Origin of the sequence: Actinomadura sp. GTD37 (assembly GCF_041951365.1) — a bacterium.
In the GTDB taxonomy this organism is placed as follows: domain Bacteria; phylum Actinomycetota; class Actinomycetes; order Streptosporangiales; family Streptosporangiaceae; genus Spirillospora.
The window spans coordinates 53,629-80,358 of sequence record NZ_JBGNUS010000002.1 but is presented as its reverse complement, the minus strand read 5'-3'; the positions used below and the strand labels follow the sequence as shown (position 1 = coordinate 80,358).

Below are 26,730 nucleotides of genomic sequence, written 5' to 3'. Positions count from 1 at the left end.
TCAGCTCGTGAGCCGGTAGGCGCGGATATTGGTCTGTGTCACGGTGCTGCCGTCGGCGTCGTGCGCCTTGACCCGCAGCGACACCCACCGGCCGGCGTCGGTGTACTCGGGATGGGTGATCGACGCGGCGTACGTGCCGTCCGCCCTGCGCTCCGCGTCCTTGGGCGCGGACCAGGTGCCGCCGTTGTCGTAGGAGACCTCGACGGTGGCCGCGACCCCGGCCGGCGCCGCCTGGTGCTCCTGGTGGGACACCCGGAAGGCGACGTCGAACGGCTTGCCGGCGGGCGCGCGGGAGCCGTGGTCCAGCGCGAGGTCGTAGTTGACGAACAGCAGCGGCAGGAACGAGCACCCGCGCGTGGTGTCCACGCACTGCACGTCCTTCGGAAGCGGCGCGGCCGGGTCGCTCGCCGCCGAGCGGAATCTCCAGTCGGTGCTGCTCGGCGAGTACGACGTGGCCTCGTGGGAGAAGGTCCAGGTCAGCCGGTAGTCGGCGGGGCCCGGCAGCATCGGCAGCCCCAGCGGGGCCGGGCCGAAGGCCGACTGCCGGTCCGTGTAGGCCAGCGTGCCGTTGCGGTAGAACTCCAGCACGGACTTGTCCGTGCTCTGCTCGGTGAAGTGCAGCGGATCCGAGTCGCCGGCCGTCTGGATGTAGGCCATGCCGAGGTCGCCCTGCCGGCACATCCCGCACACCTGCAGGAACGGACGGTCCACCTGGGTGTCGGAACTGTCCAGGAAGCCGGGCTGCGCCCGCTGGACGTACGTCGCGGCGGGCGACGGCACATCCGGCCCCTTGTTCCACTCCTCGTTGATCACCTGGCCGGGCCGGACCGTCATGCGCCGCCCCTCCAGCCGCTCGCCCCGGTCGGGCCCGACGATGCTCTGCCACACCACCTGGTCTGGGCTGCTGCTGTAGATGTAGTCGGTACGGTCGCCGGCCGCCGGCAGGTCGCCGTAGCCGAACTGGGACCATCCCGACGGCAGGTACACCCGGTGGAACCGGTTGAGCGGTCCCGGCGAGGCGTCATCGGACACCGAGTCGTACAGCGACGCGTGGACCGTGGTCAGGTCCGCCGCCTTCACCGTGTACGTCAGCGACGCCGGGACCGTGCCCGCGGCCGGGAACACCAGTTCGTAGGTCGAGTCCGAGCCGAGACTCGACGGGTTGCCCGCGGTCATCGTGGTCATCGGCGTGAAGTCGAAGCGGCCCTTGGTCACCGCCTTGGTCGGCGCGGCGTACAGCCCGGAGTTCTTGTTGGCCGGCCAGGAGATGAGCCCCATCGTCAGGGCGCCGAGCGGGCTGGACGGCGCGATTCCGGTCCGGTCCCCGGCCGCGCTCGTGCGCAGGTAGGTGAACAGGTCGATCCGGGACATGTCCGGGCTCGGCGGGGACTCCAGGTTCGCCCGGTACGGCACGGCGGTACGGGCGTCGAGCGTGACGGTCGTGTCGCGGGCGACCTTCACCTCCGGCTGGGCGACGAACGACCCCGACGACATGACGTCGTTCCTCGGCGCGCCGAAGATGGCCAGTTCGACGCTGTAGGTGCCCTCCGGTACGACGAACGCCTTCTTGCCCTCACCGGGCCAGGCCAGACCCGCGGAGAACAGGCTTCCGTCGTCGACGTTGTGGACGAACCCGATCGCCACGCCGGGCTTGCCGTCGCGGTCGATGCCGCCGACGGTCAGGGTGTGGAACCGGGTGCCCTTCGCGGCGGTCGTGGCCGCCGTCGTCGGGGCGGCCGGGGGCTTGGGCGTGCCGGCCGGCGCGGCCAACTCGATCCGGTCGACGCCGGAGAGCGTGCCGTCATGCCAGCGCTTCGCCAGCAGCCTGCCGAGGCCGCCGGCGTCCCTCTTAGTGATCTCGGCCTTGGCGGCCCGGCCGGAGCCGGAGGTCACGCTGGTGGCGGGCAGGGCCTCCGCGGTCGCCCGCGTGGCCGTGACCCGCACCGGCAGGCTCGCGGTGTGCGCGTCATCGAGCTTGGCCCGTACCAGGTAGCCGACGTCGAACAGCGTCCAGTCGAGGGTCGTGCCCAGGTACGGCGCCGCCGCGGCCGGGATCACGTACGTGTCGCCCCGGAACACGAACCGGGTGAACGCGCCCCCCGTTCCCTTCCGTGCCACCGGGTCCGCGGTCTGGGCGCCGTCCGGGCCGACCACCACCCGGAACCGGTCACCGGTCGGCAGCGTGACGGTGTGGCTGGACGTCTTCGCCCGCTTGACCGGCGTCAGCGCGGCCGACGGCGGCCGGGGGGCGGCGATGGCGGGGACCGGGTCCTTCGGCGGCCCGGCCGAAGCCGCCGCGGAACCGGCGCCCGCGGTCAGCGCGATCACCACGCCGGCCGCGGCGAGGCGGACGGGGCGCCCGCGCCGGCATATCCGCGTCAGCGCCTCGGTGATGGGGGATCTGGACACAACACCTCCCGGTGTTCGCAATGCGTCTCCCGCGCGGCGGGTCAGGCGTCCATCCAGCCGTCGTCGTCGTCCGGCGGACTGACGGGCTCCTCCGGCCTCTCCGGCTCCTCCGGTGCGTGCTCGGGCCCGGTGGGCGTCGGATCGAGGACGCCGTCCTCCTCGCTCGCCGGGTCACCGGCGTGCACATCGCGCTGGGAGATCTTTCGCATGCGGCAAGCGTCGCGGCCGCCGGATGCGGCGGCCATGGGGGAGATCACCCATTCCCCGCCGCCCGCCGGGCGGCCGAAACCGCTACGGGTGGTGCTCCAGGCGGGTCCCGAGCGCGGCGCGGGACGTCAGGCCGAGCTTGCGCAGGGCGGCGGCCACGTGCTTCTCCACGGTCTTCGGCGAGAGGAACAGCTCCCGCGCGATGTCCTTGTTGCTCATCCCGGTGGCGGCCAGCCCGGCGACCTCGCGCTCGCGCGGCGACAGCACGTCCCCGTACCCGCGCGGGCCGCGCCGGGCACGGGCCGCCGGCTCGGGCAGCCCCAGCCGCCGGGCGAGCCGCGCGGCCCGCTCCAGGTCCCAGTGCGCGCCGAGATTCTCGTACCCGCCGACCGCCGCACCGAGCACGTCCGCCGCCCGAGCGCGCGACGCCTCGTCTCCCCGGGCGTGGAGCGCGGCGGCGGCGCGCTCACGCGCCTGGGCCGCCTCGTACGGCGCGGGAAGCCGATCGTAGGCCAGCGCCGCGTCGATGAGGCGGGTCGCCGCCGCGGCGTGATCGCCGGCCGCCTCGGCGAGCAGGCCGCGGGCGTGCGGGAGGACGGCCGGGGCCAGCGGCGCGTCGAGGCCGCGCAGCCGGGACTCGTACCGGCGCAGGACGCCCGCCGCGTCGTCCGGGCGTCCGGCCGCCAGCATCGCCTCGACCAGCGCGGGCAGCGCCCGCGCCCCCACCGGCCACATCCCCCGCGACTCCCACGTGGTGACGGCCCCGGCCACCTCGGCCACGGCGTCCGCCGCCTCACCGCGCGCGGTGGCCAGCCGCAGCCGCGCGGTCGTCAGGAGGGCGAGGTTCCCACCGTCCACCGGCATGCACCGGTCGGCCAGCTCGCGCAGCCGGTCGCGCGCCTCGTCCAGTTCGCCCGCCGGAAGGAGCAGGCAGGCCGCCACCGTGTCGGCGAACAACTGCTCGTACAACCCGACGAGTCCGTCGAGCACGCGGGGGATCGACTCCCGCAGCCCGTCCCAGTTCCCCATCTGGTAATCGGCGGTGAGGAGCACGGCACGGCTGCGGAAGGCCAGCGGGTGGAGGGCGTCGACGTCCGTGCTGATCAGCAGCGCCGTGGTGAGCAGCGAACGCGCGGTCTCGTGGTGCCCGCTGTGGCAGGCCCCGGACCCGGCCGACCAGCAGGCGCCCGCCACCCGTGGATGGGCGGCGGACGCGCCCGGCGCCTCCGCGCGGATCCGTTCGGCGATCCCCGACCAGCGCGCGTCGCCCATCAGCGCCAGCCCCATCGCCACCTTGCCGAGGACGAACAGCCGCTGGGGGGCGCTCCCGATCGCGGGAACGACCTGCTGGGCGCGGTCCAGCCAGGCGACGCGCTCGGCCGGCCGGGTCGTGTGCGGCTCCGTCGGAAGGCCCAGTGCGATCATCGCCCAGGCCGCGAGCTCCGGGCGGTCGTCCAGATCCGCCACCGACTCGGTGAAGGCCCGGCACTTGCGCTCCTGTTCCATCCCGGTGGTGTCGAGGTGCAGGCCGAGCAGGAGCCGCAGCTCGCCGCGGGCCCGCGGGGGCGGATCCTGCTCCAGCGCACGCGCGATCAGGTCGGTGATCTCGGGGACGTTCAGGACCTCGTCGGCCGCCCAGCCGAGCCTGATCGTCATCTCCGTCCGGCGGGCCGGTTCGAGGCGCGCGTGCCGCAGCACCTCCTCCAGCAGCCGGGCGGCCTCGGCGTGGTCGCCCAGCTCGCTCGCCCGCCCGGCGGCGCGGTCGGCGGCCTCCGCCCATTCCGCCAGCCTCCCGGCCTCCCGCAGGTGGTGGGCGAGGCGGCCGAGCGGTACGGGGTCCAGGGCGCCCACCGCGTCAGCCGCCCGCGCGTGCAGGCCGGCGCGCCGGGAGGCGGGTATCCCCGCGTACACGGCCTCCGCGGCGAGCACGTGCCGGAAGCCGAACCCGCCGCTCTGCTCGGCGAGCATCCCCGCCGCGACCGCCTCGTCCAGCCCGGCCGGCGGCTGCGCCGCCCGGCAGACCTCGGCGAGGACCGGGACCGGCGTCGCGACCCGCAGCACCGCCGCCGCCTCGGCCACCGCCTGCGCGGCCGGAGACATCCGCGCGGCCCGTTCCAGCACTGAGTCGCGCACCCCGGCCGGTACGTCCAGTTCGTCGACGGCCCTGCGCGCCCACCGGCCCCGCCGCCACGCCAGCGTGCCGCGTTCGCGCAGCAGCGCGAGCAGCTCCTGTACCGCCAGCGGCAGCCCTCCGGCGCGTTCGCACAGATAGGCGGCGAGCTCGTCGGAGATCGGCTGGTCGGTGCCCAGGATGGCCTCGGCGAGCGTACGGGTGTCGGGGACGTCCAGCGGACGCAGCACGATCCGGTCCCGGGCCACCACGGCCGCCGCACGCCCGGCCAGCGCCCGTACCTCCGGGCGCGCGTCCTCCGCCCGGTAGGTGAGCACGACCGACAGCCCGCCCGGCGGCGCCGCCAGCAGGTAGGCGAGGAACTCCACGGTCCGCTCGTCCGCCCAGTGCACGTCCTCGACGATCAGCACCGCATCGCCCAGGGCGGCGAGCAGCTCCACCAGCCCACGGAACATCCGGTGCTGCTCGGCCGCCCGCTCGTCCAGCGATTCCGGAGCCGGCGGCAGCACACCGGCCAGCTCGGGCAGCAGCCCGCGCAACGTCCCGGCGACCGGGGACAGCGCGGCGCCGGTCAGATGCTCCGCGGTGCCGCGCAGCGCCTCCACGATCGACCCCAGCGGGAACGGCTCGCGGATCGGCGCGCAGGCGCCCGTCAGCCACTGCCGGCCGCGCACCTCGGGTCGCCCCGCCAGCTCTCCGACCAGGCGGGACTTGCCGATGCCCGCCTCGCCCACGATGACCGTGACCGCCGGGGCGTGCGCCATGACCGCCGCCAGCCGCTCCAGTTCCTCCTCGCGTCCCACCAGAATCGGTGAGGACGTACGCCCTGCGACCGGCCGAGCATCCGATGTCATCCGCCGCGCATCCACTCACCGACCCCTGGACGAAACGGCCTCGTGCGCTGGTAGCGGGCCGACCTGATCAACAAGCATTCAAGCCCGAAACACCCACCCTGTCCATTTCCGATGAGGGCGAGAACGAGGAAAGAGCGGCGTCGCGTGATGGGGCAGGCCGAGGCGACCCCATCGATCCGTCACTGGCAGTCGGCGAGCCTGTACCGAGTAGTGGGGCCGGTTGGCGGCGACCCTGTCGATCGAGATCAAGGTGCCGTCCGGCACCAGGTACGGCAGCCCGTCCTTGACCGCTCTGGCCGGCGCCGCGCCGAGTCTGGGCGATCGGGCGGCGAGCAGGTCGACGGTCTCGTTGACGGGTGGGGACGGGGCGTTGTGAGAGACCAACCGTCCTACCAGGGGTTTCTTGACGTCCGGCACCGCCCGCGCCGTCCGCGATCACGCTGTGATCGGCGCCCCCGAATCTGCCGCTGAAAAAGGCTCACTGAACAGCCTGAACCCAACATCCTGATCACCTCAGGAGATCCAGGAAACAGACCCTAGGGCTCAGGGCGGTAGACGTGGTCCCGCTCGCTCCGCGCGAATAGCGTGTCCGTGGTCTCGGTGCCCTGGGCCCGGAGCTCGCGCTTGAGAACCTTGTTCGTCGCCGTACTCGGCAGGTCGGTGGCGATCCGGACGAACTTCGGCCATGCCTTCGGCGACAGGTCCGGCTGGGCATTCAGGAACTCCTGGAGATCGACGGGCGTGAGGGTCGCGCCGTCGCGCAGCACCAGCGCGCACATGAGCCGGTCGCCCGGGGCGTCGGCGTCGGGTATGCCGTACACCGCGGCCTGGCTGATCGCGTCGTTGCGCAGCAGCACCCGCTCGATCGGCGCCGCCGCGAGGTTCTCGCCGTCGACGCGCAGCCAGTCGTCGGTGCGACCCGCCAGGTACACGAAGCCTGCTTCGTCCCGATAGGCGAGATCGCCGGACCAGTACATGCCCCCGTCGAGCCGCTCGGAGGTCGCCTGATCGTCGTTGTAGTAGCCGGCGAAGAACCCGGCCCCGGTGGTGTTGACCAGCTCGCCGACCGCCTCGTCCAGGTTGGTCACCCGGCCCAGGTCGTCGAAGACGGCGCGCGGGCACTCGGTGCGGGTGTCGCGGTCGTAGACGGCGACGCCGTCGAACGGCTGCCCGATGGAGCCGGCCGGCGTGTCGTCAGTGCGGGTGATGATGACCGCGGTCTCGGTGGAGCCGAAGCCGTCCCACACGGTGCAGTCGAAGCGACGGGCGAACTCCTCGATGTCGCGGTCGCTCGCCTCGTTGCCGAACGCGACACGTAGTGGGTTGTCCCGGTCGTCGGGCTGTTCCGGCGTCGCGAGCAGGTAGGCGAGCGGCTTGCCGACGTAGTTGAGGTAGGTCGCATCATAGTGGCGCAGGTCGCTGAGGAACCGGCTTGCGCTGAACTTGGCCGGCGCCAGAGCGGCACCGGCGTGGGCGTGCACGGCGTATCCGGCGAGGATGGCGTTGCTGTGGAACATGGGCATCGAGGAATAGACGATGTCCTCGGTCGTCAGGTCGAACTTGTCGGCGAGCGTCGCCCCCGACATCACCGCCATGAAGTTGGCGACCCGCACGGCCTTCGGCTCCCCGCTGGTGCCGGAGGTGAAGATCAGCATGAAGGTGTCCATCGCGTCGACCGTCGGGAACCCGGCGGTTCCACGCGGCGCGTCGGCCACCCGCTCGGGCCAGTCGACGTCGTCGGTGTCGACCACCGTCGCGCCACCGAGGTCGAGCCCGCCGAGCAGGGCCAGGTGCTGATGATCGGTCAGCAGGATCTGGCAGTCGGCCCGGCGTACGTCGGCCGCGAGACTCTCGCCGCGCCGGATGGTGTTGATGCCGACGGTCACGTGCCCGCCGAGCGCACCCGCCGCGATCGCCATCGCCATCTCGGGGCTGTTCTCCATCAGCACGCCGACGTGGACCGGCCGGCCTGGGTCGGCCATCGCGTGCAGCGCGTGCGCACGCGCGGCGCTCTCGCCGAGGTAGTCGCGCCAGCTCCACACCTGGTCGCCGTACTTCAGCCCGGGCGTGTCCCGCTCGGCATGCTGGAGGAGGAGGGCCTGGACGGTGTCAGACACGGGACGGCTCCGACGCGGCCGCGGTGGGCGAGATGGCGGCGGAGGGAACAGCCAGGCGGCGGCTCAGGAACGCCACGACGTGGCGGGTGGCGGCCTCGTGGAAGGGCTTGCCGGCGAAGAGGTCGAAGTGGTCGCCGGGGTAGTGCCGCACTTCGGCGCGACCGGCGAAGGCCGCCTTCGCCGCGGCGTACGGCGGCGCGCTCCTGTCGAAGTCGCAGATCTGCACCAGCCACGGGGCCCGCAGCGACTTCGCGTCCTTGGCGGGCGTCCGGCCGCCGAGCTCCATCACGACGTCGGCGGCGATCTCGTTGCGCCAGGTCGGGCCCGCGAGCGCGAGGTAGTCCTCGTAGGCGCCGGGCAGGGTCAGCGCGCCGGGCTCCCCGGGACGAGCCACGACCGGGATCATCGTCGGCGCGCGGCCGGCCTTGCGTCGCAGGGCCGAAGCGATGCCGCGGCCGGTGGAGGCGAGCAGCTGGGCCGGGCGGTGGTGCTTCGCGGCGAGCCGCGCGGCGGCGAGCCCGTCCACGAGCGGCACCGCGGAGACGACCGCCGCGACGTCGTCACGCGCGGCGGCGACGGAGACGACGTGGCCGCCCGCGAGCGAGATGCCCCAGAGGACGACCCGTTCGGCGTCGACGCCCGGAAGGCGCTTCGCTGCCCCGACGGCGGCGTGCCAGTCGGCGACCTGGTCGGCGACGGACACGCACTGGCGCGGACCACCGTCGCCGGCATCGCTCGCGCCGAAGCCGCGGTAGTCGAAGGTGACGGCGTGGAAGCCCGCCGCCGCGAACGCCTCGGCGAACGGCTGGAGGCCGGAGTCCTGGGTGCCGGCGAGGCCGTGGCCGAGCACCACGACGGGCGCACCGTCCGCGCCGGCGTGATGCGTGGCGGCGCAGCGCACACCGGCCGAGGTGAAGTCGAAGGTGGTCATGCGATGCCTCCGTAGACGCTGGTCATCCAGACGTGCGTGAGCGCGTCGACGCGCTGCTCGCGCGGCGGCTCACCGCCGAGCGCATGGCGCTCGAGGGCGTGGTCGTTCAGGTCGAGGAGTACGGCGGCCAGGCCCGCCGCGTCCGGGCCGTCGGTCGCGTGCCCGGCAGCCCGCTCCCGCTCGATCATCTCCGCGACCATGCCCGCGAACTCGGCGCGGCCCGCGTCCCAGCCCTCCCGGACCTGCGGGTTCGCGGCCCTCGCTTCGAGCAGGGCGCGGTAGGTGTGCGGCGAGGCGTCGACGGAGTCGAAGAGCGAGTCGAGGACCTGCCGGATCCGCTCGCCGGGATCGCCCTCCGCCTTGACCAGCAGGTCGGTCGCGTCCGACGCGGCGTCGTACAGGTCGGCCATCAGGGCGAGCACCGCGGCGGCCTTGCTCTCGAAGTAGAAGTAGAACGCCGAGCGGGTGACGCCGGCCCGCCGCGAGATCTCCGCGACGTTGACCTGGTCGAGGGTCTTCTCGCGCAGCAGGTCGTCGAGGGCCTGGAGCAGGGCCGAGCGGCGCTGGTCGCCGCGGTTGACACTGCGGCGGTCGACCAGCCGCGCCCAGGCGCGCTCCTCGCTCACGGGCGCGCCTCCACGGGCCGCCGCGCCTGCCGCCGCCCAGCTCGCTCCATGCCCGCGGGGATCTCGCGGGTGCGCAGGTCGTGCTCGTAGAGGAAGTAGTCGAGCTGCTGGGTGTGCCGCGGCCGCTGCACCATGTGGGCGGTGTACTTCTGCTGGTCCTCGTCGATCACCCGCTCCATCTCGGCGACCGGCGGCGGCGCGTAGCGGCCGACGAGCCAGGCCGCGACCAGCCGGGTCTGGCACTCGACGAACGGGAACAGCGTCGGCGTCGCCTGGGCGAACCCGATGAACGCGACGTCGTCCATGCCCGGCTTGAAGATCCGCTTGTAGAGGCGGATGCGGTTCTCGGGCGCGCTGAGGAAGTCGGGGTCGAAGAACGGGAAGGTGATGTTGTAGCCGGTGGCGTGGACGACGACGTCGAAGTCCTCGGCGGTGCCGTCGGCGAAGTGCACGGTAGGACCGTCCCAGCGCTCGATGTCGCCCTTGGCCCGCAGGTCGCCGGAGCCGAGCCGCAGCGGCAGCTCGACCGACTGCGTCGGGTGCGCCTCGAAGAACTTGTGGTTGGGCTCGGGCAGGCCGTAGTCGGTCGGGCGGCCGGCGGTCAGCGGCTGCATCACCTGCATGAACTTGCGCTGCCACGCGAACGGGATGTGCGGGGAGGTCTTGTAGTACTTGTCGGCCGGCGTTCCGGCGAAGTACTTCGGCACGATCCACGCACTGGACCGCGTCGAGATGACGACCTCGTTGCCGAGTGTCTTGCTGGAGAGCTCGACCGCGATGTCGGCGGCGCTGTTGCCCAGCCCGATGATCAGGATCCGCTTGCCTGTCAGGTCGTACGGCGTCCGCGGGTCGATGTAGGCGTGCGAGTGCATCGTCAGGCCGGTGAACTCTCCCGGCTTGTCGGCGAAGCGCGGGTCCCAGTGGTGGCCGTTGGCCACCAGGAGCACGTCGAAGCGACGTACGCCGGTGCGCTCGGTCTCCAGCAGCCAGCCGCCGTCGGGGTGCCGCTCGGCGTGCACGACGCCGTTCTCGAACTCGATCCGGCGCCGGATGTCGAACGCGTCGGCGTAGCCGTCGAGGTAGTCCTTGATCTGGGTGTGGTGCGGGAAGTCGGGATACTCCTCGGGCATCGGGAAGTCCTTGAAGGACAGCTGGTGCTTCGAGGTGTCGATGTGCAGCGAGCGGTAGGCGCTGCTGTGCCCGTTGGGGTTGCCGAAGGCCCAGTTGCCGCCGACGCGGTCCGAGGACTCGAACGTGGCGTACTCCAGCCCGTAGTCCTCCAGCATCTTGCTCATCGTCAGCCCACTGATGCCGGCGCCGATCACGGCGACCGTCGGACCACTCATCGGCTACTCCCCGGCATCTGCTTGACAACCTGACGTGACGCCCGTCACGTTAGGACTGCAATTGACACGTGTCAACAGATACCGACGAGCGTCAGGATGGTGGCGGATGAGTGAGCAGCGCACGGTCGTGGTGGTCGGGGGCGGGTCCGGCCTCGGAGCGGCGACGGCCGCGCTGCTGCGGTCGCAGGGCGACGTCGTGGTGGTCGCCGACCTCCCCGGCACGGCCGCCGACGTCGAGGTCGACGTGACCGACGAGGGAGGAGTGGAGGCGCTCTTCGAGGGCGTCGTCGCCGAGCACGGGCGCTTCCACGGCGTGGTCAACTGCGCCGGCACGAGCACGCTCTCGCGAGTCGTCGACCACGACGCCGCAGAATGGCGCCGGATCGTCGACGTCTGCCTCACCGGCGCGTTCCTCGTGCTCAAGCACGCCGGACCCCGGGTCGCCGGCGGAGGCGCGCTGGTGTCGCTGACCTCTCTCAACGCTCGCCAGCCCGGCACCGGCCTGGCTGCCTACTGCGCCGCGAAGGCGGGCCTCGTGGCACTCACGGAGGTCGCCGCGCTCGAGCTCGCGCCGCGCCGTGTGCGCGTCAACGCAGTGGCGCCCGGACTGGTCGTCACGCCGCTGACGGCCCCGGCGATGGACATCCCCGGGGTCAAGGACGAGTACGTCGCCAACACGCCGCTCGGCCGACCGGGAAGCCCGGAGGAGATCGCCGCATCCGTGCGCTACCTGCTGTCGGACGACGCGGCGTGGATCACCGGCGAGACCCTTGACATCAACGGCGGTGCCCACCTGATGCGCTACCCCGATCTCGCCGGACTCGTGGAGAAGGCGTTCGGATGAGCCTCGCGAGCAGATCCGCGATCGTCACGGGCGGCGGCTCGGGCATCGGAGCCTCGCTCACCGCGGCACTTGTCGGTGCAGGCGCCGACGTGGTGTGCACGGACCTCGACCTGGGCGCCGCACAGAAGACCGTCGCCGGCCTCGCCGGACCGGGATCGGCACGTGCGGCGGCCGTCGACGTGACGCAAGCGGCCCAGGTGCGGCAGGTCGTCGACGAGGTCGTGGAGGCGCACGGACGGATCGACCTGATGTTCAACAACGCGGGCATCACCTATTTCGGCGACACGGAGGACCTGACGCTGGACCAGTGGAACACGATCATCGACGTCAACATCCGTGGCGTCGTGCATGGTGTGCACGCGGCGTATCCGCAGATGGTCCGCCAGCGCGGCGGGCACATCGTCAACACGGCCTCGATGGGCGGTCTCATGGCCGCGGGCCTGATGACGTCGTACGTCGCCACCAAGCATGCCGTCGTCGGGCTGTCCCTCGCGCTGCGGACCGAGGCCGCCGCGCACGGCGTCGGCGTCACCGTTGTCTGCCCGGCGGCCGTGGACACCCCGATCCTCGACAAGGGCGAGATCGGCCCCTACCGCGGCCGCGACTTCTACCTCGACGGGCAGGGGATCAAGCGCCCGCTCGATGCGGGCGTGCTCGCCCGGCGGGTCCTGGCGGCCGTCGAGGCGAACGAGGCAATGGTCGTGGAGCCGCGCCGTGCGCGGCTCGCGTGGCGCGTCGGCCGGCTCTCGCCGACGTTCGTCAACAGGCTGACCACGCGGTTCATCGACAGACAGCGCGCCCAGGCGCGGAAGGGATCGGCATGACGGCGGCGCTGCCCCAGATCGGGTGCTACGCGCCGGCGGGCCGTACCGCGACGGAGCAGATCGGCATCGGCGCCGCAGCGACCAACCACAACACCCGGCACCCGTTGGTGGCCGCGACCATGCCCGGCTGAGTCAAGGGCGCTAGCGGGTCGGCCTGAATTCCGGCCAACTCGGCCACAAAGCCGCTATCCGCCTCGGCTCCGGCGTTGCTGAGGACGTCGAGGAGGTCTTGCAGGGTGAGGGCGGAGCCCCAGAGGCGGATGTCGTAGGGCGGGCGGTCGTAGCCCGGGGTGAGGTGGCGGCGTGCCACGTCGGATTGGTGCCGGCGCAGACGGAACGGAGAGGGGACCGTTCGGTGGGGCTTTGACGCGTTACCGGAGCGACGCTGCCAATCCGGTCTGGAGCCTTAGGCAGGTGCCGGGTCTCCGGATTCCTGGCGGTCTCGGGGCGGGGCGCAGGAGCCGCGCTGGATGAGCTGGGCGCCGACGCGGTAGGTGCGGCCGTTCCGGGTGGAGGGCGCTTTGCCGCGGTCGCGCTCCAGTTGCTGGAGGAGCAGGTCCATGGCGAGTTCGCCCAGTTCCCGGGCCCGGTCGTCGAGTGGGACGACACGGTGCCCGACCAGCTCGCCTCACTCGTCGCGGACGGGATCGCCACGGTCAAGATGTTCACCACCTACCGCGGCGAGACCATGGCCGACGAGGACACCGTCCTGCGGACCATGAAGACCCTCGCCGTGCTCGGCGGCATGGTCGTCATCCACTGCGAGGCCGACCACATCATCGGCGACGCCCAGCAGCGCTGCGCAGACGCCGGCCGGATCGGCGCGTCCCACATGGCCGACACCCGCCCGGGCCTCGCCGAGACCGCCTCGGTCGCGGAGATCCTCGCAATCGCCGAGTCGGTGGACGCGGCCGTCTACTTCGTGCACCAGTCCACCGCCGAGGCGGTCGAACTCGTCGCCGCCGCCCGTCGCCGCGGCGTCCGCGCCTACAGCGAGGCGGTCGCGCACCACCTCGTCCTGGACGACTCCGCCTACGTGGGCGACCGTCCCGAACGCTTCGTGTGCTGCCCGCCGCTGCGTCCCGCCGACCAGGTGCGTGCTCTCGGACGCCACCTGTTCACCGGTGAGGTCACCACGATCGGCAGCGACCACTGCTGCTACGACACGGCACAGAAGGAGTCGCGCAGCGGAGACGTACGCGCCATGCCCAACGGCCTGCCCGGCGTCGAGACCCGACTCCCGGTGATCTTCTCGGAGTACGTCGTCCGGCGCGGACTGCCGGTGACGCGCTTCGTCGAGCTCACCGCCGCGAACCCCGCGCGCACGAACGGCCTCTACCCCCGTAAAGGGACGCTGCTGCCGGGCGCGGACGCGGACATCGCCATCTGGGACCCGGCCGCCGAATGGCAGGTCACCACAGGTGCCCTGCATATGGCGACCGACTACACGCCGTACGAGGGCATGACCATCACAGGCCGCCCGAAAACGGTGCTGGTCGGCGGCCGAGTCGTCGTCGACGGCGGCGTCCTTGTGGACCCCGCGCCCCGTGGCCGCCACCTCAAGTCGACCCCGATCATGGCTTAGCGCAGTGAACGAGGAGGTATCTCTCCAAGTGTGGAAAGTGAGCACCCACATTCTTCTGAGGGAGAACCACGCGTCATGTCCGTGATCGACCGTGTCGATGACACCTGTGGGGCTTCGATATCCGGATTCCGGCTTTGGCCTGGGGCTCCGTGTCGCTTCAGACGTGGTGATCGCTATGCGGCGTTGCTTTCCACCTCCGCGCAGGTGGAAAGCACTGGGGCCGGGGTGCTCGGGCGCCGTGCTTGATCAGCCGGCGGACGGGCCGCGCTGCTCGGCTTCGATCTCGGTTGCGAGTGCCGCTCGCTCGGCCTGGTGACGACGAAGAAGTTCGGCGCTGAAGTCGCCCCAGGCGGCGTCCTGGTCCGGGGTCATCTCGGCTCCGTGGACTTCGGATTCGACGTCCGGATGGGCATCGAGGAACTTTGCGAACAGCGCACCCATCTCCCGGCTGTGTCGCCGGTTGAGCTCAATGCGTCGCGGGTCCATCGTTCTCACGTCTCCAACGAGGATTATGGTACGGCTCATCCACGGGGGTCGAGCGAGGTGAAACCTCCGACAATGGCTCCGAAGCCCACGTGGGCGAGGACGGTGACCAGCGGCGTGCCGGGCCCATAGTTAAGCATCAGGAAGCCTGGGGGTTCCAGCAGGGCGACCTTGGGAGCACTGGTCAGCGGGCTGCCCATCCGCGGATGGACCAACGGCAGCAGGACGTTCACCAGCGCGGTACCGGCGAACAGTCCGTGCAGGAGGCCGAAGAGGGCCCCGAGCCACCAGCCGGCGTGGCCGATGGCGAGGAAGACGGCGTAGTAGACGAACGCGAACAACTCCCCGCCGGCGAAGTGCATGAGGTAGCCGATCGCCTTGGCGCGGGCCCGGTTCGCGGTCACGGCGGTACCGAGCAGGAACGGGAGGTCCATGCGGGTGAGCCTGAACTCGCTGGCGGTCCGCAGAACGGTGGTCAGCACCAGCGTGCCGACGAAGGCGCCCGCGGCGGTTCCCCAGGGGTTCACCCGCCCGTCCCCTCGCCGCCCGAGCCGATGGCGCACGCGGCACTGATCAACGCCAGGTGGCTCAGTCCCTGGGGCAGGTTCCCCAGGAAGGCGCCGGTGTCCGGATCGATCTCCTCGCTGTACAGGCCGACATCGTTGGCCAGCCCGATCAGGTCGTCCATCAGCGCGATGGCCCGGTCGCGGCGCCCGGTGCGGGCGAGGCACTCGGCCAGCCAGAAGGAACACGCCAGGAACGCGCCTTCGGCGCCGCCCAGCCCGTCCTCGCCGGAGTACCTGTCGACGAACGGGCCGTGCCGCAACTCCCGTCCGATGGTGTCGACCGTGGCGCGCATGCGGGGATCGCCGGGACGCGCGTAGCCGTGCAGAAGGCCGAGCAGGACGGCGGCGTCCAGCTCCGAGCTGCCGGCGGAGCGCGTGTAGCAGCGGCGGCGGGAGGAGAAGCAGCGCGTCTCGACGAAGTCGCGCACCTGGTCGCGGGCGAGCCGCCAGCGGGCCGAACCGCGGTCCCGGATCAGCCCGCGCTCGCACAGGTCGACGGCCCGGTCGAGCGCCACCCAGCACATCATCTTCGAGTGCGTGAAGTGCAGGGGCGCGCTGCGGACCTCCCAGATCCCCGAGTCGCGGTCCCGCCAGGCGGCGCAGACGAAGTCGGCCAGCTCGGCCAGCCGCCGGGCGAGGTCGGCGTCCAGCCGTCCGGCGGCACCGGCGTACAGCCAGCCGGTCTGAAGCAGCTCGCCGTAGGTGTCCAGCTGGACCTGGCCGCCCGCCGCGTTTCCGGTCCGCACCGGCTGGGAACCGCGATACCCCTCAAAGGGGAGTGTCCGTTCCGGGGCGTCGCCGCCGCCGTCGAGCCGGTAGAGCACCCGCAGGCGCGGATGCGTGAGCTGCGTGGCGTGCATGAGCCACCAGAAGTAGGCATGCGCCTCGGTGGGGCATCCCAGCCGCAGGAGCGCGTCGAGGGTGAACACCGAGTCGCGGACCCAGGAGAAGCGGTAGTCCCAGTTGCGTCCGCCTCCGACGTGTTCCGGCAGCGACGTCGTCGCCGCGGCGGCGATCGCCCCCGAGGGCGCGAAGATCAAGAGCTTGAGCGCCAGTGCGCTGCGCAGCACGGCGTCCCGCCACATGCCCTCGTACGAGCGTTCCCGCGACCAGCCGCGCCAGGCCGCGACGGTGTGCTCCATCCGGGCATCGCAGTCGGAACGGGTCGGCAGGACGAGCGGTTCCCGATGCGCGAACGGCATCGCCAGCAGGGCCCGCCGCCCCTGCCCCAGTTCAAGGCGGCCGCTGATCGCGCGGTCGGCGCACTGCGGCTCGCCCGCGTCCCAGGTGCAGACCGCCAGCGCGTCCCCGCCGGCCACCGCCACCGGCACACCGGCGCGCCTCGCGATCCGCGGACGGCGGGCGCCGTAGCCGAACCGCGGCTGCACGCTCCAGCGCAACGGCACGGTCCCCGCCACGCCGTCGAGACGCCGCTGCAACTCCCGCATCGGTCCCAGCGTCCCGTCGCCCTCCAGGGTCAGCGAGTCGGTGACCCGCACGCTGCCGCGGCCGGTGGTGAACGTGGTCTCCAGCACGTTCGTCCCCGGCAGGTACCGGCGCGTGACCGTGAAGGGCTCCTCGGGCTCCAGCAGGAAGCGGCCGCCTCGGGCGGGGTCCAGGACGGCGGCGAACACCGAGGGGGAGTCCAGGTCCGGCGTTCCCAGCCAGTCCACCGACCCGTCGGCGGCGATGAGCGCGGCGCTCCGCCCGTCCCCGATCACCGCGTAGTCGCGCAGCCGGACGTAGCCGTCGCTCCGGAAGGCCGTCATTCGCCCGGACCGCGCCGACCGTCACCGCGAGGGCCGCCGACTTCCATAGGACCATGGTGTCACCCGGTCGCGGTCCGTTGCTTCCGTCCCTCCCCATGGGTGTTCAAGGATTTCCGCACTTCACCGGCCTCAGCCCGCCCGAGGTGGAGCAGATCAGGCGACGTGACTCATCGAGCGGGACGCCACCAGGGCGTGGTGCCGCTCAGTTCGCGCTGGACGTTGGTGACGCAGTGGATGTCGCCGCCGGCCGTGCCGACGTAGTGCGAGTAGTCCCAGTCCTCGATCCAGTGGACGCGGACGCCGGCCCCGCGCAGCGCCTGCTCGGTGGCCCGCTGGAACACATCGTGCCCGCCCTGCCGCGGCCCGTGCTGGGCCGGGGCCAGATATCCGCCGGTGCCCGTGCTGATGCCGTTGGCGGCGTCCGGCAGGTACGTGACGGTCAGGTTCTTGCGCGGGTAGTCGCCGGGCAGGTCGAGCTTGGTGAACAGTGCCGGAACGCGGATGACGTCGCGTTCGGTGATGCCTGCCTTCTCGCGGAACTGCCGCAGCGCCCGGTCGACGCCCGCCGCCGCGATGCGGGTGCCGTCCACCAGTTCAGGCTTGGCGAGGGCCTGGGCGACCGTGAGGCCGAGGAACTGCGTGTTGGACGGGGCGACGCCCTCGACCAGGCGCTGCCCGCCGCCGCCGCTGCCGGCGACCTTCGTCAGAAGGTCCATGCCCATCCGCGGATCCGCGACGACCATGGCCCAGCCCTTGCCTCCGGGCCTGGGCACGAAGTGGAGGAACTCGTCGATGTGGCCGACGCCGAGCCAGCTCGTGTCGACGGCGATCGGGTCCTGGTAGCCCTGCGCCTCCAGCATCCGGGTGAACGCCGTGTCAGGAGTGAACTTGCCCTCGCCTCCGTACACGATCCGGCCGGTGCGGTACTTGCCGTACGGCGGGATCGTCCCGAAGTTGCCGCTCGAACTGGCCGATCCGTAGTACAGGTTGTCGTCGGGACGGTCGACCGCCGTGCCGTCGAAGTGCTGGAGGCCCGCGACGCCCGGCCCGCGCATCATGGTGAACACCGGACGGGACGCGTCCCGCAGCGGACGGTCGCGGGCCGGGAAGTCGGGGGTCACGGCCGGGGACCTGAGGTTCACCACGATGCGGTGCTCCCTGCCGCCCGGCCCCGGCATGGACGCGTAACCGGCCTTGAACATGTCGCCCATCCACTGGTCGCCCCCGGCCGGGGACTCGATGAACGGTTCGCGCAGCCCCTCGGCGTCCAGAGCGCGCCGCAGGTCGCGCCGGTACGCCTCCTGGCCCTTGACGGGCTTGTCGGGCGCGGTCCCCTTCTCGAGCGTCACGGGAGCCCTGGGGTTCGCCACGACCGCGCGGTTCAGGGGCAGGAGGTCGTGCTGGAAGAGCACCGGCGCCACGCGCAGCCGGACGCTGTCGGTCCGGGTCCGGCCGCCGCCGGTGACCGTCAGCGTGAGGTCGCTGAACCCGGACCAGGCGGCCGGGTCGCGGACGGCGTCGCGCGCCTCGACGGCGAGCCGCACCCCCCGGCGCAGCTCGTCCGGGCGGATCCCGCCGTCCGCGCCGAGTGCCGTGAGGCGCCCGCCGCGCCGGACGAAGATCCGCACCTTGTCCCGCGACCGGGCGTCGGGGCGCAGCGTCGCCCGCGCGGAACCGGACGCGCCCTTCATCGCCGGGATCTCCAGCGGCGCCAGATCGGCGGCGTCGGCCGCGCCGTTCACCACCGCGTCCGCCGCGTCGTTGCATGCCGCCAGCGCCGCGTCCGTGAGCCGCGCGCCGTTCTCGCCTGCGGTGGGGCAGCGGGAGGCGTCGTCGTCCAGGTTCGGCAGCATGATCGCCCCGCGGGCGGCGGTCCACGCCCCGCGACGGGCGTCGTCGGCGGGCGACAGCCGCCCATCGCGATCGGTGTCGGCGCGCAGCAGCGCCCCGGAGGCCGCCGACGGCGCGCCCGCCAGTGCCGCCTCGGCGGTGAGACCGCACCCCGCGAGGCAGGCCACCGCGGCCGTGGCCAGCCCGGTTCGTACGATTCGCTTGTGATCGTTCATGTGGACAAGCCTCGCGACGAGGACCCGGCCCGGGCATCGACCGTTCGGCAGATCTTCCCGGCGGGCGCCTCTGCCGTTCGGCGGAGGCGCCCGCGCGCCCTCGCCGCCGGAGCGGTGATCGCCGCGCTCGCGCTGGCCGCCGCCGCGGGCACGCCGGGCGTGGGACCGTTGATCACCGTTCCGGCCTGGCTGACCGGCGCCGCCCTCGTCCTGATGGTCGCCTTTCCGGCCGCCCGGCCGGGCGCGATCGCGGGCGGGGCCGCGGCCGGCTCGCTGGCGGCGACCCTGGTCTACCGCGGGCCGGCCGACAACCGGACGGCCGGCTGGTGGCTGGCCGAGACGGCCGTCGCGGTGGTGCTCCTCCACCTGGTGGTACGGCGCGCGGGGACCCGTCCCGCCGCGATCGCGGGCGCGGCGTCCGCCGCCGCGGTGACCGCGCTGCCGCTGCGGCTGACGCTGCACGTCGTCCCGCCCGCCGGGCCGCGGGGCGTGCTGTTCGGCTGCCTGCTCTGCGGTCTCGGCGCGGCGGCCGCCGCCGGTACCGGGCTGTACCTGCGATTCCTGGACGCGCGGCGGTCCCGGTCGGTGGCCGAGGCGCGCCGCGCGCAGCGCCTCGACCTGGCGCGCGACCTGCACGACTTCGTCGCGCACGAGGTCGGCGGGATGATCGTCCAGGCGCAGGCCGCCCAGATCGGCGGTGACACCGCGGAGGCCCTCAGGCGGATCGAGGCGGCCGGGGCGCGCGCGATGGCCTCACTGGACCGCACCGTCCACATGCTCCACGCCGACGGCCCCCGGGACGGGCCGCACGGCCTGGACGAGCTGCCCGCGCTGGTGGACCGCTTCAGCGAGTCGGGCGGGGCCCGGGTCCGGCTGACGATGGACGCCGGCGCCCCGCCGCCCGAGGTCTCGGCGACGGCGTACAGGCTGGTCGTCGAGGCCCTGACGAACGTCCGGCGGCACGCCCCGGGCGCGACCGCGGTCGACGTCACCGTCACCGCGACCGGCCCCGCCCTGCGCGTCGCCGTCACCGACGACGGCCGTCCGGGACGGACGGTCCCGCTCCGCGAACGGCGCCGCAGCGGCCTCGGGCTGCCCGGGATCGCCGGGCGGGTCGAAGCGCTCGGCGGCGACTTCGGCGCCGGCCCCGCGGGCGACCGGGGCTGGCGGGTCACCGCCCTGATCCCGCTACGATCGCCGCCATGACCACTCGGATCGTCATCGCCGACGACCAGGATGACGTCCGTGGCGGCTACCGCATCATCCTGGACGCCCAGCCCGACATGCGGGTGGTCGGGGAGGCCGCCGACGGCGCCACGGCCGTCGAACTGGCCCGGCGGCTGCGTCCCGACGTCGTCCTCGCCGACATCCGGATGCCCCGCATGGACGGCCTGGAGGTCACCCGGCTGCTGGCGGGTCCCGATGTGCCCGACCCGCTCCGGGTGCTCGTCGTCACCACCTTCGACCTCGACGAGTACGTGCACACCGCCCTGCGCGACGGCGCCTGCGGCTTCCTGCTGAAGCGCTCCGGCCCCGCGCTCCTGGTGGAGGGCGTCCGCGCGGCCGCGGCGGGCGACGCGCTCATCAGCCCCTCGATCACCACCCGGCTGCTGCGCCGCTTCGCCCCGCCCCGCCCGCGCGCCGACGACGGGCGTCTCACCGCCCGCGAGGCGGAGGTCGCGACCCTCGTCGCGCGGGGCCGCACCAATGCGGAGATCGCCGCCGAGCTGTCCATCACGCCGGGCACCGCCAAGACGCACGTCGCGAGCGTCCAGCACAAGCTGGGCGTCCGCAACCGGGTCGAGATCGCCGCATGGGCTTGGCGGACCGGCCTGCTCCGTCCCTGAGCCGCGTCCGGCCGACATCCCACTGCTGTGACGCACGGTGCTTGCGCGGCCGGGCTAGGGGACCAAGTAGTCTCCAAGCCCGGGCACCTGCGCCAAGTCCAGGGTTCTGGAGCCGAACGCGATGGCTCCCTTGGTGGCGGGCCCGGCCGGGGTGCTGGGCAGCCAGGAGACCACGCCGCTCCTGTCCGGCCAGCCGGCCGGTGCGCCGATCGTCAGGTCGGCCTTTCCATCGCCGTTCAGATCGGCGAGGGAGATGCGCAGGTCCGCGAGGGGGCCGCCGTCGCCGAACCGTCCCCTGGCCGTGCCGATCCACGGCATGCCGGGCGATGACGCGTCGATCCGCCGCGTCGTCGCCGGGACGGTGCCGTCGCCGCTGATCCGCAGGTCGATGTGGCCGCCGGGGGGCGCGCCGCCGGACGGCTCATCGAGGTCGCCGGACGCGATGTCGGCCCTGCCGTCCCCGTTCACGTCGCCGACGGCGAACGCCCCCGTGTCGGAGGGCGGGCGCGGAACGTCGAAGGCGCGCGGCGGGGCGAGGCCCGCCGGGGTGCCGCGGTAGACGACCGCCCACGGCTTCCGGAGCGCCGCCGTGGGGCTGTCGCGGTCGACGTCGGGCTCGGCGATCAGGTCGGCTCTGCCGTCGCCGTCGACATCGCCCGCGAAGGTCCCGGCGCGGTCGAAGCGGGCCGTCTCGGCGCTCAGGCCGCCGGGGGTGCCCAGCCGCAGCTCGCCGTGAGACTTCCCGAAGTCGTCCTCGGCCTCGAAGACCGTCACTTTGAGCGCGAGGTCGGTGCGTCCGTCGCCGGTGAAGTCGGCCACCACCAGCCTGACCTCCGCCTCACCGTCGCGGGGCCTGGCGATACCGAGATCGGCCGGCGTTCCGGCGACCGGAGCCGCGCCGATGCCCCGGAAGCTCCACAACCGCGCGTCGTCGGCCGCGACCAGATCCGACCTTCCGTCGCCGTCGAAGTCGCCTGCCGCCATGTCCTCCAGACCGACGGCCTCAGGGGTCCGCAGCGTCACCGGCCGGCCGCCCAGCCCCAGCGGCCCGCCGTACAGGATGGAGATCGGCGTGCTGGTCCTGCTCGACTGCAGGAATGCCAGATCGGCGTAGCCGTCCCCGTCGAAGTCGCCCGGCGCGACCCGGTACCCGAACCAGTCCCGCTCCCGCACGGCACCCGGAGTACCGAGGCTGTCCCTGGTGAAGACCGCACGGGTGCGGACGTCCGGGCCCCGGTCCGAGCCGTACACCACGGCCACGAGCCCCGCGGCGTACATTCCCTCGACCGTCGCGCCGCCCATGGGCAGAACGAGGTCGGTGCGGCCGTCGCCGTTGAAGTCGGCGGTCCGCGCCGGCTTCGCCACTGGACGGGCCTGCGGTTCGAGCGGCACGGGCGCGATCGCCGCGGTCCCGCCGAGCACGACGACGCACACGACGCTGAGGACGGCACGGGCGCGTGTGTTCATGGGCCCCCGACCCTAGCGGGGCCCACCTTCGGTGGGACTGACACTGAGCCTTTTCATCCTCGGGTGGCTTCGTAGGTCTGTAGGACGGCGACGGCCTTGACGAGGTGGCCGGCCTTGCCGGGGCTGCAGCGGAGTTTGCGCAGTAGCTTCCATGACTTGAGCTGCGCGTTTGCGTGTTCGCCGGGTCCGCGGAGCCTGGCGTGCGAGCGGTTGGCCAGCTTCTGGGACTCGGGCTTGTTGCGTCCCTTGTACGGGGTGACGACGATGCAGGCCTCGGCGTCTTGATACCCCTTGTCGGCCAGCCGTGATGATCCCGGCCTTGTCCAACTCGCGCAGAATGCCCCACACGCGGGCGGCGGTCAGGTCGTGCGTGCGGCCGGGCAGCGCCCCCGACGGTTGTGGGCGGCGAACTCGCGCTGGCGGGTTCTCAGATCCCGACGTTTTGGGCGCGGGTTTCTGTTTGTTCGTGGGGCTGCGGGCGGTCGGGTTATGGCGTGGACCAACTGGCTGGGGCCAGACCTGGTCACCGGCGCACTGGTGCAGGTTGGTGTCAGGGTCTGAGGTAAGAGGGTTCTGGTGATGGCTGCCGACGGGGCCCGGTGCTGGGGCAGCGTTTGTCCGGTCGGGACTGGTTGAGGGCGGTAGGTGGGGTGGGCGCGGTCGTTGGACCGGAGGAGAGTCCGCCGTTGGATCGGGCGGTGCCGGTCCCGGCGACCTGCTGATCGTCTTTGAGTATCAGGCCGCAAGCGGCCTGTGATCGCGACTGGTAGGTGCTTTCGGGCGCCTTAATCCGGTTTCCCCTGGTTGGTGGTGGCTGATGACGTGTTGACCGGGGGTGATGGGGCGGACGACGGTCAGTGGGCGGATCCGGCTCCCGTTGAGATGTGGGCCGGGCGCGGCAACGAGGCGGGGTTCATCGTGGGCTTCATGCGGATCAAGAACACCGGGTTCGGTTCGGCGGCGGCTCTGCCGACGTCCGAGAATTTTCAGGGGATGTTCGTGCGGGGGGACAAGGTCGCGGCGACCCTGGGAACGGCCCTGAGGTACGACGGCCTGATCGGCGGGTTCGACTCGGGGAAGCTGAACGCGATCCCAGAGCCGTTCAAGAGCGCGTGTGACGGGATGCTGATGCTCCCGACCGTCGGCGGATGCTGGCAGACGGTGTTCTTCAAGGGCGACCAGGCCTGCTGGTATCACTGGGACAACAAGCTCGTCAGCAACGGCCCGTGGACGGCCCTCGCCAAAGGCGGCCCGACCTGGAACACGCTGCTGCCCGCCGCCTACAAGTCGGACGTCGACGCCCTGCTGATGGACTCGATCGAGGAATCGGCGGTGTGGCGGACGTATGTGTTCAAGGGCGACCGGGTCGCCACCATCGACTGGGCGACCGGATGCACCCGGGACGTGCGGATCTACGAGGGCGCGCAGCCCACCGCGGGCTGGGCGAGGCTGCCGGCCGAGTGGCTGCGCGACTACGACCATGTACTGCCGCTGCCGAGCGTGTCGGGCGCCAAGCGCAGCCTGCTGATCAAGGGCGGCAACGGGTGCGTGTTCAACTGGAACACCGGCCCGGAGAAGACCGGCGCGCTCACCACGCTGATGCCCGAGCTGGCGAAGCTGCCCGCGCCCTACACCACGCAGTACAAGCCGATCGTGGGCCGCTGGGCCACTTCGGCCGCACCCAACCCGGTCACCGTGCGCGTCGATCTGGACGGCCTGGGCGCGACGCGGCAGTTCAGCGGCGACATCGACCAGATCAGCGGCGCGACACGGAGCCCCCTGTACTCCTTCCGCGTCAGCGCGCCGGTCATCGCCGCCTCGGCCACCGAGGTGACCGCCACCGGCAGGGTGCAGTGGAAACCGGCTTGGACGGGCTGCACCGCCAAGATCACCATTCCGCGGGTGACGCAGACCTCCTCCGCCCCCGCCCTGCGGGTGGAGTTTCGCTTCGACGACGGCAACGTCCCCACCTACGATCTGCCGTACGAGTCGGCGCACCTGCGCACCATCGACCTGGAGATCGACGCGATGGCCAACCGGGCCGCGCTGGCCTCCTACAACACCGCTACCGATGCGGTGGCGGGCCCGCCCGACTACGTCGACCGGGAACTGACCATCGCCTCTGCTTTCGCTGAGGCCGGCATCGAGTTGCGCGCCGCAGGGACGGTCAACGAGGTCGGCACCGCCGACTCCGGCGGCGACCTGAAGTGGTCGGACTCCGAACTGCACACCGCGATGCTCCACAACTTCTCCGGCCGCGCCGAGAGCGAGCAGTGGAAGCTGTGGGCGTTCGTGGCCAGCCAGCACGTCAACGGCCACACGGGCATCATGTTCGATGTCAACGAGGGCAAGCAGCGGCAGGGCATGGCCGTCTTCTACGACCAGGTCAACGGTAACCCCGGCTACTTCATCCTGGGCCTGTACGTCCATGAGCTCGGCCACTGCCTCAACCTGCTGCACTCGTGGGAGAAGAACCTTGCCGGGGCCCCGCTCGGCACCAGGGACGGGTATGGCGACCTGTCCTGGATGCAGTACTGGAACCTGTACAGGGCCGAGGACGGCAGCAGCGGCTGGGACGTCTTCTGGAGCCGGTTCCCGTTCACCTTCACCGCCAACGAGCTCGCCCACCTGCGGCACGCCTTCCGCTACGACATCATCCCCGGCGGGGCCAACTGGGCCGCGCAGGGCAGCGCCGCCTACAACACCCAGGACCCGGCGCTGGCCGCGATGGACGACCCGATCACAGACGATTCCGGCCTGGCCCTCACCCTGTCGGCCCGGCCGTTCGCCTACGGCGAGCCGGTCACCGTCGAGATCAAACTCGCCCGCGACGGCCGGGATGTCACCGTGCACCGCGACCTGTCGCCCAAGAGCGAACACCTCACCGTCGCCGTCACCGCCCCCTCCGGCATCACCCGGCCGTTCCGGCCGCTGGCCCGCCAGTGCAACGGGCACAGCGACGACACCCTGACCACGCTGACCGCCGAGGCGCCCGCCCTGTACGAGTCGGCCTACCTGGGCTCGGGCGCCGACGGCCAGTACTTCACCGACCCCGGCCTCTACACCGTCCGCGCCCTCTACACCGCACCCGACGGCTCCCGCGTGGTCTCACCCAACCTGACCATCCGGATCCGGCTGCCGCGCACCGGCGACGACCAGGACGCCGGTGAACTACTCATGGACGACCAGACCGGCACCCTGATGGCCCTGCTCGGCTCGGACTCGCCCGCCCTGCAGACCGGCAACGCGACCCTGTCCGAGCTGGCCGACCGGTTCCCCGACCACCCGCTGACCGTCTACGCCAACCTCGCCCACGGCGCCAACGCCGGCCGCCACTACCAGCACATCCAAGACGGTCGCCTCCACGTCCGCCAGCCCGACACCAAACAGGCCGTCACCCAGCTCACCGCCGCCATCGACGCCTCCACCGGACCCGGCGGCCTCAACAACATCACCCTCAACGCCGCCATGCGCCGCCTGGCCACCATCCACGCCAAAGCCGGCGACACCACCGCCGCCGACGCCACCCTCACCCGCATGGTCGACCACTTCCGCAACCAGCACGTCCCGGCCGCCGTCCTGACCACCATCCAGGCCCAAGCCGACACCACCCGCGAAACGATCATCCCCGACCACGACACCAACCCCCGCAACCGCAACCGCCGCACCAAGAACTGACCAGAACACGTTCCGGGGCCGGTACGACGTATCGGCCCCGGAAGGGGTCCCCGAACCTCCTCCAGCCGCCCGGGTAGGGGGTTGAGGAACATCTCTGCGAGATCGTGCGCTAAGGGTTCGGCGCGTTTGCTGGCGGTTTGACCTGGGATGATGGACCGCTTCAGTCTTCGCGGGTCGCTTTTGTCGATCTTCGGAGGGTGTTGTGGCGGTCGAGTCCCACACCACCCCCTCCAGCACCGCCAGGTCGCCCAGCAGGTCGCTCGCAGGCACCGCGGGGTCGGCGCCGACCCCGCCGCAGGGCGACGCGATCCTGGACGACGTGCTCTGTCAGGACGGCGGCACGCCGGAGGCGCTCCGGGCTGAGCGATGATGTTGCCCCCGTTTGACGGGCATGGATGTTAGGGGAGGTAGGGGTCGGTGATCTTGTGGAGGAGATCGTTCTCGTGCCCAAGCCTTACCCGCCGGAGTTCCGTATCGACGTATGGCGGTCCGTGCGGAGCCACGGCGACACCAAGACCGGCACGTCGCGCCGGACGCTGGAACTCCCGCTGCGCGCCGCGGCGGCTCTGCGCGGGCATCACACGCGCCAAGCCGCCCAGCGGCTCAGAGCGGGAAAGGCGTGGTGCGACAGCGGGCTGGTGTTCTGCTCGACGACAGGGAGGCCGCTGGACGCCGCGAACGTGCGGCGGTCGTTCCGGCTCATCACCAAGATGGCGGGGATCGGGGAGTCCTGGTCTCCGCGGGAACTGCGTCACTCGTTCGTCTCGATCATGAGTGACGGCGGGGTGCCCATCGAGGCGATCGCCGAGCCGTGCGGGCACTCCTCCCCGGCCGTCACCGGTCAGGTCTACCGGCACCAACTCCGGCCGGTGATCACCAAGGGCGCACGAGTGGCCGACTCGGTGTTCGGTACGGGCGAGTCGGCGCAGATCGGATGACGGTGGCTCCCCTTTTGGCTCCCCAGCGACCTTCAAGATCGA

General features: G+C 72.2%; 20 protein-coding genes and 2 pseudogenes. 7 read left to right on the top strand and 15 right to left on the bottom strand.

Annotation, left to right across the window (positions count from 1 at the left end; translation table 11 throughout):
* The 8 genes and pseudogenes from ACA511_RS14465 to ACA511_RS14430 all read right to left on the bottom strand — a co-directional run bounded on the left by ACA511_RS14465 (nt 1) and on the right by ACA511_RS14430 (nt 10,621).
* The gene (locus ACA511_RS14465) at nt 1-2,409 is read right to left on the bottom strand and encodes a hypothetical protein (protein WP_375024801.1); all 2,409 of its coding nucleotides are present in this window, start codon (nt 2,407-2,409) and stop codon (nt 1-3) included.
* A 41-nt stretch (nt 2,410-2,450) separates the two neighbouring features.
* The gene (locus ACA511_RS14460; protein WP_375024800.1) at nt 2,451-2,618 is read right to left on the bottom strand and encodes a hypothetical protein; all 168 of its coding nucleotides are present in this window, start codon (nt 2,616-2,618) and stop codon (nt 2,451-2,453) included.
* Between the two features lie 82 nt (nt 2,619-2,700).
* Nucleotides 2,701-5,550: an AAA family ATPase gene (locus ACA511_RS14455; protein WP_375024799.1), complete on the bottom strand. Its 2,850-nt coding sequence runs from the start codon at nt 5,548-5,550 to the stop codon at nt 2,701-2,703.
* A 255-nt stretch (nt 5,551-5,805) separates the two neighbouring features.
* A pseudogene (locus ACA511_RS14450) lies at nt 5,806-5,955 on the bottom strand (IS5/IS1182 family transposase); the annotation flags it as partial.
* 182 nt (nt 5,956-6,137) lie between these two features.
* The gene (fadD1, locus tag ACA511_RS14445; protein WP_375024798.1) at nt 6,138-7,718 is read right to left on the bottom strand and encodes a fatty-acid--CoA ligase FadD1; all 1,581 of its coding nucleotides are present in this window, start codon (nt 7,716-7,718) and stop codon (nt 6,138-6,140) included.
* Entirely contained in the window at nt 7,711-8,649 is a 939-nt protein-coding gene (locus ACA511_RS14440; protein ID WP_375024797.1) for an alpha/beta fold hydrolase, read from the bottom strand. The genes fadD1 and ACA511_RS14440 overlap by 8 nt, the downstream gene beginning before the upstream one ends.
* Nucleotides 8,646-9,275 carry a TetR/AcrR family transcriptional regulator gene (locus ACA511_RS14435; RefSeq protein WP_375024796.1) on the bottom strand — a complete coding sequence of 210 codons (630 nt, stop codon included), beginning with the start codon at nt 9,273-9,275 and terminating at the stop codon, nt 8,646-8,648. The genes ACA511_RS14440 and ACA511_RS14435 overlap by 4 nt, the downstream gene beginning before the upstream one ends.
* A complete protein-coding gene (locus ACA511_RS14430) occupies nt 9,272-10,621 on the bottom strand; it encodes a flavin-containing monooxygenase (RefSeq protein WP_375024795.1) in 1,350 nt (449 codons plus the stop codon). Before ACA511_RS14430 ends, ACA511_RS14435 begins: the two co-directional genes overlap by 4 nt.
* Nucleotides 10,622-10,727: 106 nt before the next feature.
* Here ACA511_RS14430 and ACA511_RS14425 point away from each other — a divergent pair, with 106 nt between their 5' ends.
* Together ACA511_RS14425 and ACA511_RS14420 are read left to right on the top strand one after the other, a co-directional pair.
* A complete protein-coding gene (locus ACA511_RS14425) occupies nt 10,728-11,465 on the top strand; it encodes an SDR family oxidoreductase (RefSeq protein ID WP_375024794.1) in 738 nt (245 codons plus the stop codon).
* Nucleotides 11,462-12,289: an SDR family NAD(P)-dependent oxidoreductase gene (locus tag ACA511_RS14420; RefSeq protein ID WP_375024793.1), complete on the top strand. Its 828-nt coding sequence runs from the start codon at nt 11,462-11,464 to the stop codon at nt 12,287-12,289. The genes ACA511_RS14425 and ACA511_RS14420 overlap by 4 nt, the downstream gene beginning before the upstream one ends.
* A gap of 25 nt (nt 12,290-12,314) precedes the next feature.
* On the opposite strand, the gene ACA511_RS14415 is transcribed toward ACA511_RS14420, so the two are convergent.
* Nucleotides 12,315-12,599, bottom strand: coding sequence for a hypothetical protein (locus ACA511_RS14415; RefSeq protein WP_375024792.1), 285 nt, complete (start codon nt 12,597-12,599; stop codon nt 12,315-12,317).
* A gap of 231 nt (nt 12,600-12,830) precedes the next feature.
* Between ACA511_RS14415 and ACA511_RS14410 the strand changes: the two genes are divergently transcribed.
* Nucleotides 12,831-13,874 (top strand): amidohydrolase family protein, encoded by a 1,044-nt coding sequence (locus ACA511_RS14410; protein WP_375024791.1) that lies wholly within the window; start codon nt 12,831-12,833, stop codon nt 13,872-13,874.
* A 246-nt stretch (nt 13,875-14,120) separates the two neighbouring features.
* Here ACA511_RS14410 and ACA511_RS14405 read toward each other — a convergent pair whose 3' ends face one another.
* From ACA511_RS14405 to ACA511_RS14390, 4 genes are all read right to left on the bottom strand, one after another.
* Entirely contained in the window at nt 14,121-14,360 is a 240-nt protein-coding gene (locus tag ACA511_RS14405; RefSeq protein ID WP_375024790.1) for a hypothetical protein, read from the bottom strand.
* Nucleotides 14,361-14,395: 35 nt separating this feature from the next.
* A complete protein-coding gene (locus tag ACA511_RS14400; RefSeq protein ID WP_375024789.1) occupies nt 14,396-14,884 on the bottom strand; it encodes a hypothetical protein in 489 nt (162 codons plus the stop codon).
* A complete protein-coding gene (locus ACA511_RS14395) occupies nt 14,881-16,692 on the bottom strand; it encodes a glycoside hydrolase family 15 protein (protein ID WP_375024788.1) in 1,812 nt (603 codons plus the stop codon). Before ACA511_RS14395 ends, ACA511_RS14400 begins: the two co-directional genes overlap by 4 nt.
* A gap of 167 nt (nt 16,693-16,859) precedes the next feature.
* Nucleotides 16,860-18,758, bottom strand: a complete 1,899-nt coding sequence (locus tag ACA511_RS14390; RefSeq protein WP_375024787.1) for a protein-arginine deiminase family protein — start codon at nt 18,756-18,758, stop codon at nt 16,860-16,862.
* Here ACA511_RS14390 and ACA511_RS14385 point away from each other — a divergent pair, their 5' ends adjacent.
* Together ACA511_RS14385 and ACA511_RS14380 are read left to right on the top strand one after the other, a co-directional pair.
* Nucleotides 18,759-19,964 (top strand): sensor histidine kinase, encoded by a 1,206-nt coding sequence (locus tag ACA511_RS14385; protein ID WP_375024786.1) that lies wholly within the window; start codon nt 18,759-18,761, stop codon nt 19,962-19,964.
* The gene (locus ACA511_RS14380) at nt 19,961-20,605 is read left to right on the top strand and encodes a response regulator (RefSeq protein ID WP_375024785.1); all 645 of its coding nucleotides are present in this window, start codon (nt 19,961-19,963) and stop codon (nt 20,603-20,605) included. The genes ACA511_RS14385 and ACA511_RS14380 overlap by 4 nt, the downstream gene beginning before the upstream one ends.
* A 54-nt stretch (nt 20,606-20,659) precedes the next feature.
* Here ACA511_RS14380 and ACA511_RS14375 read toward each other — a convergent pair whose 3' ends face one another.
* Complete coding sequence (locus tag ACA511_RS14375; RefSeq protein ID WP_375024784.1) at nt 20,660-22,072, bottom strand: FG-GAP and VCBS repeat-containing protein; 1,413 nt, start codon at nt 22,070-22,072, stop codon at nt 20,660-20,662.
* A 53-nt stretch (nt 22,073-22,125) separates the two neighbouring features.
* A pseudogene (locus tag ACA511_RS14370) lies at nt 22,126-22,465 on the bottom strand (transposase family protein); the annotation flags it as partial.
* A 534-nt stretch (nt 22,466-22,999) separates the two neighbouring features.
* Between ACA511_RS14370 and ACA511_RS14365 the strand changes: the two are divergent.
* Together ACA511_RS14365 and xerC are read left to right on the top strand one after the other, a co-directional pair.
* Nucleotides 23,000-25,750, top strand: coding sequence for a tol-pal system YbgF family protein (locus ACA511_RS14365; protein WP_375024783.1), 2,751 nt, complete (start codon nt 23,000-23,002; stop codon nt 25,748-25,750).
* Between the two features lie 443 nt (nt 25,751-26,193).
* Complete coding sequence (gene xerC / locus ACA511_RS14360; protein ID WP_375024782.1) at nt 26,194-26,688, top strand: tyrosine recombinase XerC; 495 nt, start codon at nt 26,194-26,196, stop codon at nt 26,686-26,688.
* The last annotated feature ends 42 nt before the right edge of the window (nt 26,689-26,730 follow it).